This window comes from Glaciecola sp. SC05 (genome assembly GCF_041380235.1).
In the GTDB taxonomy this organism is placed as follows: domain Bacteria; phylum Pseudomonadota; class Gammaproteobacteria; order Enterobacterales; family Alteromonadaceae; genus Glaciecola.
The window spans coordinates 294,905-312,801 of the sequence record NZ_JBGIYY010000003.1; the positions used below are offsets into that span (position 1 = coordinate 294,905).

A 17,897-nucleotide genomic window follows, 5' to 3' on the forward strand; every position below is an offset into this window, starting at 1 on the left:
AAATATCCTTTAATCGCCAATTAACTCAAAAAGCTTTCAGCCTTACCCCGCCCTTCTACTGCACGTTTACGCAAAGTAAATGCAATAATCCGCTCTAGTTTAAAGGCTGTTCTCTCTTCAACATCGTCTCTTGAAGAATTACCGGTGCGCCGACATACGCGCTGTAAGTCCCAAAATACTGCACTGGCGAATAGCGATAAAAAGCGTCGTTCAACAAAATATCGGTTCTTTTGTGCATCTTCACTTTCTTCGCATATCGGCTCAACAATTTTTGCCATTTTGTCGTAGAGCCGTGAGCGAATAGTGTCTTTTGTGCCAGAAAGTACCAGATCTTGAATAGTGCTAACAATGCCATCGTAGTCGCCAAGTGCGTTTAATAGCTTGGAGTCGGTCTTTTCGTCAGCATTATAGTCGCGCGATTCGGGAATATCGTTGCCCGGCAATAAACTAAGGGTTACCTTAAGAATAAAGCGCAGCCTGTCTTCTGTCGGCCCTAATATATTGCGTGTTAGCAAACGATCAGTTTTGCCCGCCGGGCGCATCACATGCAATACAAAGCACTCATCGTGGCTACCGAAGTTATTAGACGAATGCGGATAAAGGCGATGTATCTCGTTCACGTAGTCTTCAAACAAATCGTAGTCTTCTTCGGTTGCCAATTCACTGGGATGTTTGTCTTCACTAATTCTACCCGGATTGGGATATACCATTGTGCCATTAACACGCTTACCATTAGCATCCACTTCAATGCTATTGCAGTATTCGTCAATTTCAGCAATAAGACTTTCTGACGGCACAATCTTATTGCCGGTAGCATAGTTAGTGACATTGCCGTAAAGCCCTAAAACAAGGCTACAAAAGCGCGGATCTATCACTTTGTAGCTTGATGCTCTGGCTGAATTTCCAAGATTATTAATCGCTTGTTTGGCAACGATGTCTGCCGTAGGCGTCACTAATGGCACATGGCCGAGCTGCTCTTGAAGAGAAATAATTTCTTGCTCAAACATATCCAAGGCACTCTCGGTACTCACATTCAACATGCGACACACTTGTGTACTGATATCTTCCAAAATAAACGGAATGGCGCCGCCGGGTATGCCAATACTCACCATACGCTTTAGGCCTTCTAGCGATATTTTAAGATCTCGGCGTTCGCTCACGCGCTTACCAAAAATCTCATTCATGGTGGCATGCAGTGTTGCAAGCGCGTCGGTGTCGATATCTTGAATGGTATTGCCATGTATCAAATAGTTAATATCGTTATGCGATGTGCCCCCTGCGAGTGGCGCAACCGCGACTTCAATACCGTCAATACCGGCCTCAATGGCAAACATTTGTGTGGCGGTTGATTTTGCCTCGTCAGTGCTGTGGCAGTGCAGGTAAACGGGCAGACCCAAAGCCTTGAGTGCCGGGATGAGCTGTTTTGCAGCGTCTGGTGCTAACTGCCCGCTCATATCTTTAATCGTGATTGAGTCTAATTGCCCTCCGGCATCTTCTGCTATGGCCATTAACTTTTTGGCATATGCAATGTAGTAATCGGTGCTGTAGCAGGTAAGTGCCTCGAAATCTTTCGGTCTCACATAAGAAAGGGCGGCTTGTACATGTAAACGTTTAGCGGTGGGCTGCTGGCCTTTTTTCAAAAGTGTTTCGTTAGTTTTAGCGGCTGCTAAGTCCTTGCGCACCATATAATCGATTGAGGCGCGCAAATTTTCATAGTCATTTAGGGCATCAAAATTTCGGATGACTAAGGCATCGGCCTTATTGAAGGTGCTGCCAGCATCGACCAAAAGGTCGATATTTTTTTGCTGCAAGCTCTTTGGATAGTGTTTAAATCCGAGCTGATTTGCACCGCGCAGTAATATTTGAAGGGGCAGTGTTTTGCCTGTTTTATCGATGACTGCTCTGGCTGTACGTAAAACGTTATAGGGGTTGTATCCTTGCTGCATGGCGATTTGATAGCTTTGGCCACCGCCAATTTCTAAGCTGCCAAAACCGACCGCTACTGCTTGCTCCACTAAGCGAGTAATGGCATTGCTTTCAAATGTCCACACCCCAGTCGATTGCATTGAGTCTCGCAGAACCCACCCGAGCTTTACTTTGTCTTGCCGCATATTTATCCAGATATTATTCGTTATTAAAGGAAAGAGTATGCGGTAATGTGGGTGTGAATGTAAATTCTAAAATACTCTAATTTGCATGCCACTTGATACATTCATACAACTTTATCAACATAAAAGAAATCTAGCGCTGCATCAGCCAGAGCTATTGCCCCAAGTCTACAATATTCATTCAAGTGACTAAATCGACTAGCCTAACGCCTTAAATAAATGATCACTTTTACGGTCTAATTTTTTCCATTACTTGAGTAAAGTAAGCCATCGGAATAAACTATACAAAACACCGTCTTAATGCTGTGTTTAGCCAATGGAAATCTTACTTTGACCGCTCCATCTTTGACCATAAAGAACAACTCATCTCGAATTATCATTATCGGTGCAAACTTTGCTGGCCTGAGTGCGGCGAGCAAGCTGAGCAAATGTCATAAGGTAACGGTGGTCGATAGTAGAGAGCATTTTCAGTGGACACCTAATATTCATGAAATTTTGTCCGACGTGAAAAAAGACACCAGTTTGCGCTTAAGCTTAGATACCATCGTTTCAAGACTGGGCCATTGTTTTATAAAGCAAACTGTTACCCACATTGATACTGAGGCGCAACTCATTACACTCAATGATGCACAAACTCTGCATTATGACGTATTGCTTATAGCATCGGGACACACGCGCTCAAACTACGGTATTGCTGGCGCGAGCGAGTATGCTTATGGGTTTAGAACAGCTGACGATGTGCTTGGTATCAGCCGTGCCATTGACGCCCTGCTGATGAGTCGAAATACAGCAAATTGCGATACTAGTGCCGCCAACGGTCACCCTCAAGACAGTTCACCAATCAATATCAACATTGTAGGGGGCGGCTTTACCGGTGTAGAGGTATTAGGTGAGCTATTGCGAAAATATGCGAGCCATCCTCAAGTAAATTTGCACGTTATCGAGAGTGGCTCCCGTTTAGTTCAAGCCCTACCAGAGAAGTTGTCTCACGATATACAAGCGCAGTGCGATACTCATCGCGTATCCTTTCATTTCAATAGAATTATTACTGAAGTGCAAGAGTCGAACATTCGAATGGCTGACAACACATCGCTGCCGACCGACTTAACGATTTGGACAGCTGGGACGAAACTGCCGGCCTATCTCGATACTCTGAATGCTAAGCTTGCTTCAAACGGAATAAGTGTTAACAAGGCTCTGCAAAGCGACTCATTTGAGAATATATTTGTAGCCGGTGATTGCGCGAACTTTACAAAACCTGTTGCGAAGCAAGCGAGCATGGCTATTGATATGGGCGCTCATGCTGCAAAAAATATCACTCGCTACTGTGCAAAACAATCGCTCAAAACCTTTTATCCGCGCACTCAACCGGTCTTGCTCTCACTTGGTGATATCAATACTTACTTTATTAAAGGTAATGTGGTGCTGGCAAGCCCGCTACTAGCAGCCGCGAAAGAAGCGGTATACCAACTTTGGATGGCGCGTTTTTCAAGCACCCTGCCACTCGACCAATCGATTATGGGTATCGCGGACAGAGTCACCTCATCGAGTGAAAAGCTATTATTAGCTGAGGTATTAAAAGCCCGACCAAGAGTGCTGTTAGGTCGAAGTAAAGTGCTAATATAGAAAAAGTTTGAGCTATCTCAGAGTAAATAACCACCGTCTGCTAACCAAGCAATTATCCAAGTCTTTGATGTGAGAGGATCTCACAGGTTACCGTTTGTTTAGACGATACTCGCAATTTGTCGAATTTTGCCAACGATAGCGCGCAGTCCATTACCTCGCGTGGGCGTAATATGGGCTTCTAAATCTAATTCTGTGAAGTAGGCATCCATATCAAAATCAAGTATCTCTTGTGCGGTTTTGTCATTATAAGCGCTCAGCACTAATACCAACAAACCTTGCACAATTACTGCATCGCTATCTACGTCAAACTGAAATTTACCGTCACGGGTGGTGTAATCTAACCAAACGTTGCTTTGACAGCCTTTTACGATTTTATCGGGAGTACGGGCCTCTTCACTAAGGCCGGGGATCTGTTTGCCTAAATCTATAATGTACTGGTAACGTTGTTCCCAATCGTCAAAAAAAGCGAGATCATCGACAATTTCTTCGCTACTTGGTAACTGCATTTCACTTCCTTTCTACATCAAATTAGTGGCTTAAAAAAATACACCCGCTTCTAGCTGAGCTTCTTCGCTCATCATCTCGCGAGACCATGGCGGATCAAATACCAAATTTACCTTTACGTCTTGCACGTTTGGTACCATTTTAACGCGGTATTCAACATCACCGACTAACACTGGGCCCATGCCGCAGGCAGGCGCTGTGAGCGTCATATCAATGTTAACGCAGTTTGCGGCTTGGTCGACATTTACCGTATAGATAAGACCCAGTGAAACTAAATCGATCGGAATTTCAGGATCATAAACTGATTCGAGCGCTTCCCACACTTGTGCCTTGTCTATATTGCCGTCAGTTGGCGGCTCAAATGAAAGCACTAAGGACTTTCGTCCGATTGCTTTTGCATCAGTGCCGTCTATACGGTACATATTGCCGCGCCAAGTCACTGTATAATTGCCGCCTAAATCTTGGGTGATGGTAACAAACTCACCTTCAGGAATGATTTTAGGGGTCCCTACTGGCACTAAACGGGCTTTGCAGTCACTTTCGGTGACAACCATTTTTTGTTGCATTATTTTTTGTTCCAAAGCATGACTTGCTAACCTATGTTAAAGCTTTCGCCACAGCCACATTCGTTGACTACATTCGGGTTATTGTATTTGATGACGCCATTAACGCCCTCTTTCACATAGTCAATCTCAGTATTGCGCAATAAATCTTGTGCTTTCGCCGCAACCGCAATGCTCAAAGAATCACTAAACTTAATTAACTCATCGCTTTCTTGAGGTGCATCCACTAGGTCAAGCACATAGGCATAGCCGGTGCAGCCACTCACTTTCGTAGAAAAGCGAATCACTTTTTCGGGCTGGGCTTTTTGCTTACTTTCAAAGTGACGAATAGCACTGTCGGTAAGCGTGATGGTTTGTTTACTAGGAATAAAAGTTTCAACAGTCATAATATCTCCTAAGCCAACATGGTTTTGGCCTTTTTTAAGGCCTCAATTAGTTGGTCAATATCTTTGCGAGTATTGTAAATAGAAAAAGACGCGCGCGCGGTGCCCGGCAAGCCTAATCGTTTCATTAGGGGTTGCGCGCAGTTGTCACCGGTGCGGATCGCAACACCTTGTTTGTCTAAAATAAAGCCGATATCGGCTGGATGAGCGCCTGCTAATTCAAAGCTCATCACTCCAACCTTATTGGGGGCAGTACCGATAATGCGCATCCCTTCAATTTCTTTAGCACGCTTTGATGCGTAAGCTAATAAGTCTTGCTCATGCGCGTGTATCGCCTGCATATCGAGAGCAGAAAACCATTTTACTGCAGCGCCTAAACCAATCACCCCTGCAATATTAGGTGTGCCAGCTTCAAGTCTATTGGGCAATTCGCCCCATGTGGCCGTTTGGTAATCAACGTCTGCAATCATCTCGCCACCGGTTTGCCATACAGGCCAAGTTTCGAGTATCTCTTTGCGACCCCATAAAACGCCTACTCCGGTTGGTGCAAATAATTTATGTCCAGAGAATACGTAAAAGTCACAGCCAATGGCCTGTACGTCAACGTCGCCATGGGCAATGCCTTGCGCGCCATCAACTAAAACCCATGCGCCTTTTTGCTTAGCCTTTAAGCTGATCTCTTTGATTGGATTAACCGTGCCAAGTGCATTTGACACATGGGGTAAGGCAACTAACCGTGTATTGTCGTTAAGTAAGGTATCAAAGGTCGCGATATCTAATTCGCCACTATCGAAAATGGGGCATATCTTTAATGTTGCGCCACTGCGCTTGCAGGCTTGCTGCCACGTGACTAAGTTAGCGTGATGCTCAAGCTCGGTAACAATGATTTCATCGCCAGCTTTAAACAGTTGACCAACACCATTGGCCACCAAATTAATTGCTTCGGTAGTGCCGCTGGTCCAAATTACTTCTTCTCTGCGGGCGGCATTAATAAACTTTGCAAGGATGTCGCGTGCTTGCTCATAGCGGCGTGTAGCTTCATCAGAAAGGTGATGCGCACCGCGGTGTACATTGGAATTGTATTGCGTGTAGTACTCTACTAAGGCGTCAATCACTGCCTGCGGCTTTTGAGTTGTCGCCGCATTGTCTAAATAAACCAATGGCTTGCCGTTAACTTCCCGCTGTAATACAGGAAACTGCGCGCGAATAGCGTTTACGTCAAAGCTCATTTTACCTCCATGCTGGCAAAACGCTCGTTCAACATCGGCAGTAACCACTGTCTAATGGGCTCGTTATTTATGGCGTTCACCAACTCTTGGATAAAACCAAAGTTCAGCATGACCAGTGCTTTAGACCGCTTGATGCCGCGACTTAGCAAATAATACAAGGCCTGCTCTTCAATTTCAGCAACGGTTGCACCATGGGCGCACTGCACGTCATCGGCATAAATTTCTAGCTCAGGTTTGGTATTGATGATCGCCCTGCGTGACAACAGTAAATTACGATTATTCAACTCCGCTAAGGTTTTTTGAGCGTCTCTATGAATATGAATTCGGCCGCTAAATACTGCACGTGCTCTGTCGCCAATGATGCCTCTAGCATTTTCTTCAGTGGTGCCATTGGGAACCGCATGCTCAATGGTCGAGTGCATATCAAACATCTCGCCCTCAGCTAGCAGATAAATCGCATTCATTTTAGCTTTAGCGTGTTGGCCCGCATGGATAATATCCACGTCTATGCGAGATAGCTCGCTGCCATAAGACACAAAGGTACTGTTTAGGTTTGCGCTCGCCTGCAGGCTGAAGTGACTTCCGCCCACCTGTTTTGCTGCGCCAGTGAAAAAGGCAAAACGGTAGTGTTCAAGCTTGGCTTCTTCGCCAATGAAGTATTCGGCAAATGCGGTGGTGAAGCTAGCCACCGAACCGGTGCCATGTTCAATTACTTTTAGTTGACTGTTTTTACCAACATTAACAAGCACTCGAGTGTGCGCATCGCAATCTTGCGTGGCAATGTTGATGATTCGCAGAGGAATATCAACGCGGCAATTGTCTTCTAGCGCAATGTATACGCCCTGATCGCACAATGCATCGTTGACTAAGCCAAATATATGACGAGTGGGTTTTACTTGACCAAACAATGCCAAGATGTCGTTTTGTAGGTCGCTTGAAGCATCGCGCAAGGTGCAAACGCTTAAGCCTGTTGGCAAGGAAAGTTGGCTGGTATCAGTGCGCAATATGCCATCAACAAACACAATATCAATCGATTCTAGACCATCAACTTGTGGAATTTCAAAGCTTGCCGCCATCTCGCTTACATTAGATGCGCGCTCTTTAAGAGAAGACAAAGGCGTGAACCGCCACTCCTCGTTGCGGGCATGCGGCCAGCCATCGGTTTCTAACTTTAAACGGGCTTGTTGACGCATTGGCGCGAGAAAGTCGTCGACGCCTTTAGCATCATCAATGACCTTATTTAGCCATTGGCTCATGCGCTGACCCCTTCAAACTCTTTACCTAAAAACGCATAACCTTCTTTTTCAACTTGAAGCGCAAGTGACGCATCACCGCTTTTCACAATTTTACCGTTGGCTAAGATGTGCACAAAGTCTGGCTTGATGAAATCTAGAAGACGTTGATAGTGAGTAATGATGATAAAGCTGCGAGCGCTGTCACGCTGACTATTTACGCCATTTGCAACCACTTGAAGGGCATCGATGTCTAAACCTGAATCAGATTCATCCAGAATGCAAAGAGACGGTTTAAGCAGAATCATTTGCATGATTTCGTTACGTTTTTTCTCACCGCCTGAGAAGCCCTCGTTTACGCCACGCTTTAAAAAGTCTAAAGGCAACTGCACCTGCTTGCAGGCCTCTTTTGCCATTTTCAAAAATTCTGTAGCCGATAGTGGTTCTTCGCCGCGATGTTCACGCGTAGCGTTTACCGACTCTTTCATAAACTCCATGTTGCTCACACCTGGAATTTCAACAGGATACTGAAAGGCTAAAAATAAGCCACTGCTGGCACGCTCTTCAATGTCCATATCAAACAAGTCTTTACCGTTAAAGCTAACCTCACCTTGCTCAACCTCGTAGCCATCTCTCCCAGACAAAACATAGCCTAATGTGCTTTTTCCAGCACCATTTGGGCCCATGATTGCATGAACTTCGCCCGGGTTAACCTCTAAGTTGAGGCCCTGTAAAATGGTTTTATCTTCTACTCTTGCATGTAAGTTGTTAATTTTTAACATAACTATCCCACTGATCCTTCTAAGCTAATTTCAAGCAATTTACCTGCCTCGACAGCAAACTCCATCGGCAGTTCTTTGAATACTTCTTTACAAAATCCGTTAACAATCATCGATACCGCTTTTTCAGGATTTAATCCACGCTGCCGGCATAAAAATAATTGCTCATCGCTGACTTTTGAGGTGGTGGCCTCATGCTCAACAATCGCGCTTGGGTTGCGACTTTCAATATACGGAAAGGTATGCGCGCCGCAGGTATCCCCAATCAGTAAGGAATCGCATTCGGTAAAGTTACGTGCACCGTCTGCCTTTGGCCCCATTTTGACTAAGCCGCGATAGGTATTGTTACTTTTACCGGCGGATATGCCTTTAGAGATGATCGTAGAGCGTGTATTTTTACCCAAATGAATCATCTTGGTGCCGGTATCAGCCTGCTGACGCCCGCGGGTAAGAGCCACAGAGTAAAATTCACCTACGCTGTTATCACCCTTTAAGATGCAGCTTGGGTATTTCCAGGTAACCGCAGAGCCGGTTTCTACCTGCGTCCAAGATATTTTTGCATTGGTGTGACATATACCGCGTTTGGTCACAAAGTTGTAAATACCGCCCTTGCCTTCCTCGTCGCCGGGATACCAATTTTGAACAGTAGAATATTTAATCACAGCATTATCGAGCGCAACTAATTCGACCACTGCCGCGTGCAGTTGATTCTCATCACGCTGCGGCGCGGTGCAGCCTTCTAAATAGCTTACATGGCTGCCTTCTTCGGCAACAATGAGCGTGCGCTCAAATTGTCCGGTATTCATCTCGTTAATACGAAAATACGTAGAAAGCTCCATCGGGCAACGCACGCCTTTAGGAATGTAAACGAATGAACCGTCGGTAAATACGGCGCTGTTTAGTGCTGCATAGTAATTGTCGGCTCTGGGCACAACTGACCCAATATATTTTTTGATGAGCTCCGGATATTTATGAACAGCCTCAGAGATTGAGCAGAATATCACGCCCGCTTCGGCGAGTTTGTCTCTGAAGGTAGTTACCACCGATACCGAGTCAAACACCACGTCCATGGCTACACCGGCCAGCATTTCTTGTTCATGCAATGGAATGCCGAGCTTTTCATAGGTACGCAGTAGTTCAGGGTCAACCTCGTCGAGTGATTGCGGCTTATCTGCCATACTTTTTGGCGCCGAATAATAGGATATCGCTTGAAAATCGATTTTAGGATAGTGAACGTGAGCCCACTCTGGCTCGTCCATTTTCAACCATGTGTCATAGGCTTTAAGACGCCAGTCGAGCATCCACTGTGGCTCTTTTTTCATTTCAGAAATACGACGGATAATGGATTCGTCTAAACCGCTTTCGAAGGTGTCTGATTCAATTTCAGAATAAAAACCAGCCTCGTATTTTCTGTCTAGTGCTTGTTCGATCTGCTCACTCATATATTGATCCCATTATTCACTTTTATTAATTTTAAATCGTAAAACAATTTGTCGTTAGCGCTGATTGTATCATTGGTAACTAGCACACTGGGCGTTTTACAGCATTCACTTGGCTTATGCAGGCACTTAAACACCTGTTAATGGCAAAGATACGTTTACACGCATCAGCACTAAAGATTTTCTTTTGTCACCAGCATTTGCAGAACGTCGATACTGCCGTCTTTAGATGCGGTCTTGAAACAGCTTTGACGCCCGACCACCTCTTTCACGTCGCGCTTTTGCATTAATTCTTGGAGTGAAATTTGGTTTAAAAAATCACTAATGCGGTCGCTTAAATTTTGCCACAAGCTGTGCGTTAAGCACCTCTCACCGCCTTGGCAGTCTGATTTTCCGTGGCATTTCGTTGCATCGATATTTTCGTTAACCGCCTCAATAATTTCGCCGACTGATAACAATTGTGGTTCTTTGTTTAAGGTATAGCCGCCGCCCGGACCGCGAACACTCGCGACTAATTTAGTACGCCTTAATTTTGCAAACAGTTGCTCTAAATACGATAGAGAAATATTTTGGCGCTCAGAAATCGCACTCAACGACACAGGGCCATTTTTTGAATGAAACGCTAAATCGAGCATAGCTGTGACCGCGTAACGGCCTCTAGAGGTAAGCTTCATAATATTCCTATAATAGAAAAGCGGCGCAATCTTTTCATATCCCACCAAAATGGTCAAGTATTTAACCCACTAAAATAGTCGGGTATTGATATTTTTGGCGTTTTGATTGTGTTTAACACCATTATTTAATTAATGTGGGCCTATATAACTGGCAGTACCTGAAATGCCTCGTTCTCACAATAGTTAAGAAATTTGATCACAGTCAAAAAGGTCTGCAGGCAAGTCCACATAATAAGATGGAGTTTGACAGTAAAGCGGCCAGCGCATTTTCTTAGAGGCACTTACTTAAAGATAATGCTGAGGTCACGCAATAAATAGGCTTCCCGTTCACTTTAAGCACGCTTTTAAGGCCTAGAAACGTTTGAAGTAACTAAACAAATAAACGCCTGTGTAAAAACCAAGTTGAAACACACCTCATATTTCCTGGTTTCGCATAGGCGCTCAAACGAGAACTTTTCAAAGTAGACTAAACGCTAGAATGATGACCAAGTGCGCAATTAAATGCCACAGATTAAATATAAGGAAGCCTTATGCAGGCCACAAACAGTATCGAAACCTATAAAAAACTTCAAAACTTAAGTGCAAAACTAATTGCTGAAATTCCTGAGACTATGGCCGGTTTTGGTCAACTTCACTCTGCTGCCGTTGCGCCTAACGCTTTGGATCGCAAAACAAAAGAACTAATTGCTCTAAGCATCGCTATTGCTGTGCGATGCAATGGCTGTATTGCGTTTCATGTGCATGATGCCCTAAAAGCTGGAGCAAACCGTCAAGAAGTCGTTGAAACTATAGGCGTTGCGATAATGATGGGGGGCGGGCCGTCAATGGTTTACGGCTGTGAAGCTTTAGAAGCCTTGGATCAATTTGAGAAAGAACAAGATCTACCCTTGTAGCGTCCATCAATGTAGCTAGCTAGTGACTTTTCGACTGTTTATAAGGGCTTTAAAACGCAATCGACTCCCCTTTTTGCGGTACACGAGCACGTATATTTAACTCTCTATATAAGCGATTGCTTAATGCATCTAGCGCAGGAGGTTCGCCATGCACCAGCACCACGCTAGGATGACTTTCGAATGCTGCCACCCACTCCACCAGTTGATCTTGTCCGGCATGCGCTGAAAAACCACCCAGAGTTTCAATTTGGGCTTTCACCGCATATTGTTCGTTGAATATTTTAATCGACGAACGCCCGTCAACTAGCAACCGGCCGAGAGTGCCGTTGGCTTGATACCCACAAAAAATGACAGTGTTACGGCTGTCCCAAATGCGCTGCTTAAAATGATGCCGAATGCGTCCACCTGTGCACATACCGCTGCCGGCGATGATAATTGCACCTTTTTTGATGCGATTAATGGCTATGGACTCTTCCACGCTGACCGATAAATATAGATTAGGAATGAAGTCTTTCAGGATTGACTCTGCCTCAGGCGTGGCGCCCTGAATTTCTTGTTGATCTAAGCTGCGAAACCACTTGTCGTATACTCTAGTTACTTCAATAGCCATTGGGCTGTCTAAGGCTACCTGCCAATTTGAAAGCAGACCTTGATTATGTAACATACCCAAGTAAAACAATATTTCTTGGGTACGCCCTACGGCAAACGCAGGAATCAAAATATTGCCGCCTCGAGCATGGGTTTCAATTAGGATTGCTTTTAGTTGATCTAATGTATCCTCAATTTTTTTATGATTGCGGTCACCATAAGTGCCTTCCATCATCACGATATTCGCATCGGTAATCACTGCAGGGTCTTTCATCAATACTGCATTTTTATTACCTAAGTCTCCTGAAAAGACTAATTTCTTATGCGTGCCATTTTCCTCAATAAACAGCTCAACAATTGCTGAGCCTAGAATATGGCCTGCGTCTTTAAAGTTTACAGTCAAGCCTTTGCATATTTGCGCTTGGTGATTGTACTTCACCCCTTTACATAAACTTAATGCTTTATCGACATCTTCGTCTGTATACTCTGGCAAAAGAGCCGACTTTCCTTTTCTTGCTCGACGCAAGTTTTCCTTCTCTAAATCACCTAAGTAAATACTGGCTGAGTCTTTTAACATGATGTCGAGCAATCCGGCTGTCGCATCAGAGCAATAAATGGTGCCCTCAAATCCTTCACTTACTAACTTGGGCAACATACCACAATGATCTAAGTGCGCATGAGAAAGCACAACAGCTGAAATAGAAGCGGGGTCAAAATCAAAAACTTCCTTTTGAATACGCTTAATGCTGCTGCCCCCTTGATGCATACCGCATTCGAGTAAAACTTTTCCAAAAACCTCTGACTCCAGCAAATGACAAGAACCTGTCACCTCTTGTGCGCCGCCGTGGAAAGTAATGGTTGCCATCTCATCATTCTCTTTTGAATTATATCCTTACGATAACTATATTGGTAAATAGCGTCCCAATGTTGATCCGCGTCAACTCTTTCAAAAGTACTTTGCCTAAAGTATACGCGGTACTAGCCACGTTTCATCGCCTCAAAATCGTAAAAGCGTTTGCTTAAAGCGATTCTCAACTAATGGACAGATAAAATGAAAAAACACACCACATTTAGATGGCTAGCCATTGGTCTTATTCCCATTCTATTGTCGCTCATTTCTTGCAACAAGCAATCTACAGGCACCGCTTTAGGCACGCTAGAAAGAGACCGCATTGCGCATACGGCAACAGCAAATGAAGTTATAATTGCTTTGCCGATCCCTCAAGGTAGCAAGGTAAAGGCAGGCGATATTTTGGTAAGCTTAGATAACCGTCAACAGACTGCAATAGTCGCGATAACGAAAGCTCATGTTGCAGAAGCGCACGCTAATTTAGATAAACTTCGCAACGGTGCACGAGCTGAAGAAGTTGCCGCCGCTAGCGCCAAACTTGAAGGAGCAAAAGCTGCACTTATTGAGAGTGAAGCTGCCTATGTTAGAGCCAAAAACCTCATCGAAAAACGGCTAGTTAGTCAAGCTGCCCTAGACCAAGCAGTCGCCGCTAAAGACTCTAATGCGGCATCAGTTGAGGCAGCCAAAGAGGCCTTACTAATACTCACTAACGGCACACGTCCAGAGGATTTGGCGATTGGCGAAGCAAACCTAGCGGTTACGCTTGCTGCACTCGCAAGCGAAAATAAAAAACTCGAGGACCTTACAGTGCTTTCGACACGTGATGGCATACTCGATAACCTACCGTGGAACCTTGGTGAAAGAGTTACATTAGGCAGCCCCGTTGCCATTGTACTTGCCGGAAAAGCCCCTTATGCACGGATTTATGTGCCTGAGCCATATCGCGTTAGAATCAGCGTTGGTGACAGCTTAAGCATGCGGGTTGACGGTTTGACACAAGCCATCACGGGCACTGTGCGCTGGATATCCAGCGAGCCCGCATTTACCCCTTATTACGCGCTAAATCAAGAAGAGCGGGCACGGCTTATGTATTTAGCAGAAGTTCAACTACCCGATAGCTATAGCGACCTACCTAATGGTATTCCCGTGCAGGTAAGCTTACCGTGAATAAGGCGTCAAGCAGTGAGTTAGCGATTAATGCCAAGCAACTTAGCCGCAGTTTTGGTGAATTAAACGCCATAGATCAACTCAATCTACACGTTGAAAAAAACACGATTTATGGCTTTCTGGGCCCAAACGGATGTGGCAAAACCACGGCGATCAGAATGTTTACTGGCCTGCTCAAACCAAGCTCAGGCGAAGTCGAGGTATTAGGCCTGCAGTTGCCCAAAGACGCCGAAAAATTAAGGCATAGAATGGGTTATATGACCCAAAAATTCTCGTTGTATAACAATTTAACCGTTAAAGAAAACCTGCAGTTTGTCGCCAAAATATATGGCATTGCCGGTAAGGCACAAACATCCCGCATTGCAGAATTGCTATCAGTTTACGGACTCACTCAAAAGCAGAGTCAGATGGCGGGCAGCATGAGCGGTGGGCAAAGACAGCGATTAGCCTTAGCGGCAGCCACACTGCACAAACCCGAAATACTATTTTTAGACGAACCCACTTCGGCTGTCGACCCAGAAAACCGCCGAGATTTTTGGGAGAAGTTATTTGATTTGTGCGACCAGGGCACAAGCATTTTGGTGTCTACCCACTATATGGATGAGGCCGAACGCTGCCACAAACTGGCCATATTAGAAGATGGTATTAAGCGGGCTGATGACGCGCCTGCAAAGTTGATGGCGAATATGGCAGCTAGCGTGATAGAAATAAAAGCAACTGGCCTTCGCACGCTAAAGACTCAACTCATGCAACTCCCCGAGATAATTAGCGCGGCACAATTAGGCAGTAGCCTACGGGTCCTGGTTAAAGATACCCTTGATTCGCCCCTGCAATACATCCAGCAGCAAACCAATATTCCAGTTGAGCAACTCAATATTGTACGCCCAAGCTTAGAAGACGTGTTTATCACCTGCACAGGAGATAGCCGTCAGTGATCGCCAGCATATACCGTATCCAAGCCATCTTTTTCAAAGAGCTAATTCAATTAAGGCGCGACCGGATGACTTTCTCCATGATAGTGATGATCCCGCTAGTGCAACTGATGCTGTTTGGCTATGCAATTAATACCAATGTGCGTCATGTGCCGGTAGCCGTGGTCGATTATAGTCAAACGGCTATGAGTCGAGTGTTACTGCAAACCATTGAAGCGACTCAAGTAGTTGAAATTATTCAACAACATACTGATCTAAAAAGTGCTCAAAATGCCCTTGAGCAAGCCGAAATACGCGCCATTTTGATCATTCCTAATGATCTCTCTCAACGGCTCGCTCGTCACCCAAGTGCGGGCTTTGGCCTGCCTGCTGCGAGCGACGAAGAAACCAGCCGCCCGATTGCCCAATGGATTGTAGATGGCTCTGACACCATGATTTCAGGGGCCATCAAAGGACTGAAAAACATGCCCTTATCTGAATTATTTGGTAAAGCCGCAAACCGAAATGTTCCGACCTTCGAAGTCGCACTATTTTATAACCCAGAGCAACGAACCGCAGTCAATGTTGTGCCTGGCTTACTGGGCATTATTCTCACCATGACCATGATCATGTTTACCTCTGCTGCCATTGTACGTGAGCGAGAACAAGGCAATATGGAAATGCTTATCACCACGCCAATTCGCCCAATTGAGCTTATGCTAGGTAAAATTATCCCTTATATTTTTATTGGTTTACTACAAGTTTGTATTATCTTGGGCTTGGGCTATTTTGTGTTCAATGTGCCGATAAATGGTGGCTTGATACCTCTATTTGGCATTACATTGCTATTTATCTCAGCCAGCTTAGCCCTTGGCTTAGTGATATCGACTGTTGCAAATAATCAGCTGCAATCTATGCAGCTCACCATTTTCATTTTATTACCGTCGATTCTTCTGTCGGGCTTTATGTTTCCTTACGAAGGCATGCCAATGCCGGCACAATATATTGCTGAATTACTACCTGCCACACATTATATGCGGCTCATTCGTGGTGTTATTTTAAGAGATATCGGCTTTACTGACATGATGCCAGACATTTATTGGCTTGGCGCATTTACGCTGATTTGCCTTGCTATTGCATCCTTCCGATTTAAGAAAAACTTAGATTGATACGCCTTAAACTGTATCTATATACTCAGTTTATAATCACAAGCAACACCTAATATGACGATTATATCAGCCTTAAATTTACAGATGTATTAAGCAGATAATGCTAACTTTTACGTCTGCCGACGAATGAGACCATGTAACTGATATACTGAAGTTAACAATACCCTTGGCGTTTTGTTAAGTCTCAGATATCTATTAACGCTCATTCTTAAGTAGGTTTTTACGCTCAGTTTGAATACTCATTGGAATACCCGACATATTCTTATCTAACCACATTTCAACCCTTTGCGTCTCATCACCAGAAGCTGGTTGATAGTTGTTTTGACTATTCAAACTAAGGGCACTACTAATTTGCGTTTGCCATGCGTCACCCACTTTACAACTGATTCTTTGTTCTGAGTTAGTTGATTGCGAAAATACATACTCCCGACAAAAGTGCCCTTGGGTATCACTAAAGCTCATGACTAGTTCCACATTTGTTGATTCGTCAATTTCAATGGTTTGCCCTGACGCACGACTGTCAAGCACATCAGCTAAGGTAAGTGCACTTTGTTGATTCATCATTAGTAACATTGGTAGCGCAAGAGCGATAACTAAGAATGATGCAGCCACGGGAAGCCATATTGAACGTCGCCAACTTTTTAATTCAACCACATTAGTATTGTGCTCGACTGCGTTTTGTTCGGGTTCACCCAACATTTCCAGAATGCTGTTTGGTACAGGCTTGTCATCAATTATAGAAAATGCTTGTCTTACTGCTTGGTCGTTTTGACTAAAGTTTGCAAACTCTATCGCAAATTTTTCGTCTGTTGATAAACGTTTTTCAAATTGTTTGCGCTCTATTTCGCTTAGCTCATTGTCTAAGAAAGCTGAGAACATCGCTATGTCTGACTTTTTCATCACTATTCCTCATTATCCTTATTCAACTTAACGGCTAACTTTTCTCGTGCTCTAGCAACTCGACTCATTACCGTTCCTATTGGTATTTCTAATATTTCGGCAGTTTCGGCATAAGACCGACCCGCGACTATGATTAAAGAAATAACATCACGGTAAACATCAGGAAGTTCCGATATTGCCTCCTGTAAACATTTTTGTTGCCGTTTTTCGTCGCCTTGATTGCTACCTTCATGAGTTGCGGCAATTTCGGTAATTTCAACGCTGTCGTCGGTGGTCCGCACTTTTCTAGACCTTAACTCATCAATCCAAGCATTTTTACATACCCTAAACATCCAAGATAATGGCACCACGTCCTCAGGAAGAGGCTTTGTAAGAAGTTTTTCCACAACAATTTGAGTCAAATCATCAGCATCACTGATATCATTTGTTAATGAATAAGCGAAGCGACGAAGATCTTTAAGATTCCTTAAGATCAGTGACTTCAAAGTTTTTGTGTCCATGTTTGGAATTGCCTAATCTACTTTACTAACGTGTGAGTTTATGTTTTATTCCATTAAATTCCATAATTTTTTGCTTTTCGCGAACACAGAGTCGTCTATGCGATTACGAAGATCATATCATCAATTAGCATTGGCCATAAGCCCTTTGCTAGCGCCAGCAACTGCTGTAGCGTTGGAGAATGAGCACAATCAATTTTTGTTGGCATCAAGATCTGCTCTTGCAAGTATAAACGCCCCCTATTTGTTGTCTCACTATATCTATACCTTTAGTAATATCAATAATTTCGCGCTTGCGTCTATCAGTGATGAATTAGAAGATGACATTGAAAACGATGTTGAATCGGATGTCGAAGACGACGTGGAGTCGGACGTTGAAGATGAC

General features: G+C 44.3%; 18 protein-coding genes. 6 read left to right on the forward strand and 12 right to left on the reverse strand.

What is annotated here, in order from left to right:
* Window positions 1–20 precede the first annotated feature (20 nt).
* A complete protein-coding gene (locus tag AB9H30_RS04595; RefSeq protein ID WP_371193457.1) occupies window positions 21–2,111 on the reverse strand; it encodes a hypothetical protein in 2,091 nt (696 codons plus the stop codon).
* A 327-nt stretch (window positions 2,112–2,438) separates the two neighbouring features.
* Here AB9H30_RS04595 and AB9H30_RS04600 point away from each other — a divergent pair, with 327 nt between their 5' ends.
* On the forward strand, window positions 2,439–3,734 hold the full coding sequence (locus AB9H30_RS04600) for an NAD(P)/FAD-dependent oxidoreductase (protein ID WP_371193458.1): 1,296 nt from the start codon (window positions 2,439–2,441) through the stop codon (window positions 3,732–3,734).
* Between the two features lie 98 nt (window positions 3,735–3,832).
* On the opposite strand, the gene AB9H30_RS04605 is transcribed toward AB9H30_RS04600, so the two are convergent.
* From AB9H30_RS04605 to iscR, 8 genes are all read right to left on the reverse strand, one after another.
* Window positions 3,833–4,240 carry a SufE family protein gene (locus AB9H30_RS04605; RefSeq protein ID WP_371193459.1) on the reverse strand — a complete coding sequence of 136 codons (408 nt, stop codon included), beginning with the start codon at window positions 4,238–4,240 and terminating at the stop codon, window positions 3,833–3,835.
* 30 nt (window positions 4,241–4,270) lie between these two features.
* Window positions 4,271–4,804: a putative Fe-S cluster assembly protein SufT gene (gene sufT, locus AB9H30_RS04610; protein ID WP_371193460.1), complete on the reverse strand. Its 534-nt coding sequence runs from the start codon at window positions 4,802–4,804 to the stop codon at window positions 4,271–4,273.
* Between the two features lie 26 nt (window positions 4,805–4,830).
* The gene (locus AB9H30_RS04615; RefSeq protein ID WP_371193461.1) at window positions 4,831–5,187 is read right to left on the reverse strand and encodes a HesB/IscA family protein; all 357 of its coding nucleotides are present in this window, start codon (window positions 5,185–5,187) and stop codon (window positions 4,831–4,833) included.
* 8 nt (window positions 5,188–5,195) lie between these two features.
* Complete coding sequence (locus AB9H30_RS04620) at window positions 5,196–6,413, reverse strand: aminotransferase class V-fold PLP-dependent enzyme (protein ID WP_371193462.1); 1,218 nt, start codon at window positions 6,411–6,413, stop codon at window positions 5,196–5,198.
* Window positions 6,410–7,669 (reverse strand): Fe-S cluster assembly protein SufD, encoded by a 1,260-nt coding sequence (gene sufD / locus AB9H30_RS04625; RefSeq protein ID WP_371193463.1) that lies wholly within the window; start codon window positions 7,667–7,669, stop codon window positions 6,410–6,412. The genes AB9H30_RS04620 and sufD overlap by 4 nt, the downstream gene beginning before the upstream one ends.
* The gene (gene sufC / locus AB9H30_RS04630; RefSeq protein ID WP_371193464.1) at window positions 7,666–8,427 is read right to left on the reverse strand and encodes a Fe-S cluster assembly ATPase SufC; all 762 of its coding nucleotides are present in this window, start codon (window positions 8,425–8,427) and stop codon (window positions 7,666–7,668) included. Before sufC ends, sufD begins: the two co-directional genes overlap by 4 nt.
* Before the next feature lie 2 nt (window positions 8,428–8,429).
* The gene (gene sufB / locus AB9H30_RS04635; RefSeq protein WP_371193465.1) at window positions 8,430–9,866 is read right to left on the reverse strand and encodes a Fe-S cluster assembly protein SufB; all 1,437 of its coding nucleotides are present in this window, start codon (window positions 9,864–9,866) and stop codon (window positions 8,430–8,432) included.
* A 170-nt stretch (window positions 9,867–10,036) separates the two neighbouring features.
* Entirely contained in the window at window positions 10,037–10,537 is a 501-nt protein-coding gene (gene iscR / locus AB9H30_RS04640) for a Fe-S cluster assembly transcriptional regulator IscR (RefSeq protein WP_371193466.1), read from the reverse strand.
* A 530-nt stretch (window positions 10,538–11,067) separates the two neighbouring features.
* On the opposite strand from iscR, the gene AB9H30_RS04645 reads away from it, so the two are divergent.
* Window positions 11,068–11,430: a carboxymuconolactone decarboxylase family protein gene (locus AB9H30_RS04645; protein ID WP_371193467.1), complete on the forward strand. Its 363-nt coding sequence runs from the start codon at window positions 11,068–11,070 to the stop codon at window positions 11,428–11,430.
* Window positions 11,431–11,479: 49 nt separating this feature from the next.
* Here the strand turns inward: AB9H30_RS04645 and AB9H30_RS04650 are convergent, their stop codons facing one another.
* Window positions 11,480–12,883: an MBL fold metallo-hydrolase RNA specificity domain-containing protein gene (locus tag AB9H30_RS04650; RefSeq protein ID WP_371193468.1), complete on the reverse strand. Its 1,404-nt coding sequence runs from the start codon at window positions 12,881–12,883 to the stop codon at window positions 11,480–11,482.
* Between the two features lie 186 nt (window positions 12,884–13,069).
* Between AB9H30_RS04650 and AB9H30_RS04655 the strand changes: the two genes are divergently transcribed.
* Genes AB9H30_RS04655 through AB9H30_RS04665 form a run of 3 tightly spaced genes read left to right on the forward strand, consistent with a single transcriptional unit; the run spans window position 13,070 to window position 16,115 of the window.
* Complete coding sequence (locus AB9H30_RS04655; protein WP_371193469.1) at window positions 13,070–14,035, forward strand: HlyD family secretion protein; 966 nt, start codon at window positions 13,070–13,072, stop codon at window positions 14,033–14,035.
* Window positions 14,032–14,970, forward strand: coding sequence for an ATP-binding cassette domain-containing protein (locus tag AB9H30_RS04660; RefSeq protein WP_371193470.1), 939 nt, complete (start codon window positions 14,032–14,034; stop codon window positions 14,968–14,970). The genes AB9H30_RS04655 and AB9H30_RS04660 overlap by 4 nt, the downstream gene beginning before the upstream one ends.
* Window positions 14,967–16,115, forward strand: coding sequence for an ABC transporter permease (locus tag AB9H30_RS04665; protein WP_371193471.1), 1,149 nt, complete (start codon window positions 14,967–14,969; stop codon window positions 16,113–16,115). Before AB9H30_RS04660 ends, AB9H30_RS04665 begins: the two co-directional genes overlap by 4 nt.
* Before the next feature lie 195 nt (window positions 16,116–16,310).
* On the opposite strand, the gene AB9H30_RS04670 is transcribed toward AB9H30_RS04665, so the two are convergent.
* Window positions 16,311–17,015: an anti-sigma factor gene (locus AB9H30_RS04670; protein ID WP_371193472.1), complete on the reverse strand. Its 705-nt coding sequence runs from the start codon at window positions 17,013–17,015 to the stop codon at window positions 16,311–16,313.
* 2 nt (window positions 17,016–17,017) lie between these two features.
* Window positions 17,018–17,500 (reverse strand): RNA polymerase sigma factor, encoded by a 483-nt coding sequence (locus AB9H30_RS04675; protein ID WP_371193473.1) that lies wholly within the window; start codon window positions 17,498–17,500, stop codon window positions 17,018–17,020.
* Between the two features lie 112 nt (window positions 17,501–17,612).
* On the opposite strand from AB9H30_RS04675, the gene AB9H30_RS04680 reads away from it, so the two are divergent.
* A partial coding sequence (locus AB9H30_RS04680; RefSeq protein WP_371193474.1) for a hypothetical protein occupies window positions 17,613–17,897 on the forward strand: 285 nt, incomplete at its 3' end.

Bases quoted from the DNA above. Each gene is read 5' to 3' on its own strand.
- AB9H30_RS04595 (WP_371193457.1), bottom strand. From the start codon at position 2,111: ATGCGGCAAGACAAAGTAAAGCTCGGGTGGGTTCTGCGAGACTCAATG.
- AB9H30_RS04605 (WP_371193459.1), bottom strand. From the start codon at position 4,240: ATGCAGTTACCAAGTAGCGAAGAAATTGTCGATGATCTCGCTTTTTTT.
- sufT (WP_371193460.1), bottom strand. From the start codon at position 4,804: ATGCAACAAAAAATGGTTGTCACCGAAAGTGACTGCAAAGCCCGTTTA.
- AB9H30_RS04615 (WP_371193461.1), bottom strand. From the start codon at position 5,187: ATGACTGTTGAAACTTTTATTCCTAGTAAACAAACCATCACGCTTACC.
- AB9H30_RS04620 (WP_371193462.1), bottom strand. From the start codon at position 6,413: ATGAGCTTTGACGTAAACGCTATTCGCGCGCAGTTTCCTGTATTACAG.
- sufD (WP_371193463.1), bottom strand. From the start codon at position 7,669: ATGAGCCAATGGCTAAATAAGGTCATTGATGATGCTAAAGGCGTCGAC.
- sufC (WP_371193464.1), bottom strand. From the start codon at position 8,427: ATGTTAAAAATTAACAACTTACATGCAAGAGTAGAAGATAAAACCATT.
- sufB (WP_371193465.1), bottom strand. From the start codon at position 9,866: ATGAGTGAGCAGATCGAACAAGCACTAGACAGAAAATACGAGGCTGGT.
- iscR (WP_371193466.1), bottom strand. From the start codon at position 10,537: ATGAAGCTTACCTCTAGAGGCCGTTACGCGGTCACAGCTATGCTCGAT.
- AB9H30_RS04645 (WP_371193467.1), top strand. From the start codon at position 11,068: ATGCAGGCCACAAACAGTATCGAAACCTATAAAAAACTTCAAAACTTA.
- AB9H30_RS04650 (WP_371193468.1), bottom strand. From the start codon at position 12,883: ATGGCAACCATTACTTTCCACGGCGGCGCACAAGAGGTGACAGGTTCT.
- AB9H30_RS04655 (WP_371193469.1), top strand. From the start codon at position 13,070: ATGAAAAAACACACCACATTTAGATGGCTAGCCATTGGTCTTATTCCC.
- AB9H30_RS04670 (WP_371193472.1), bottom strand. From the start codon at position 17,015: ATGAAAAAGTCAGACATAGCGATGTTCTCAGCTTTCTTAGACAATGAG.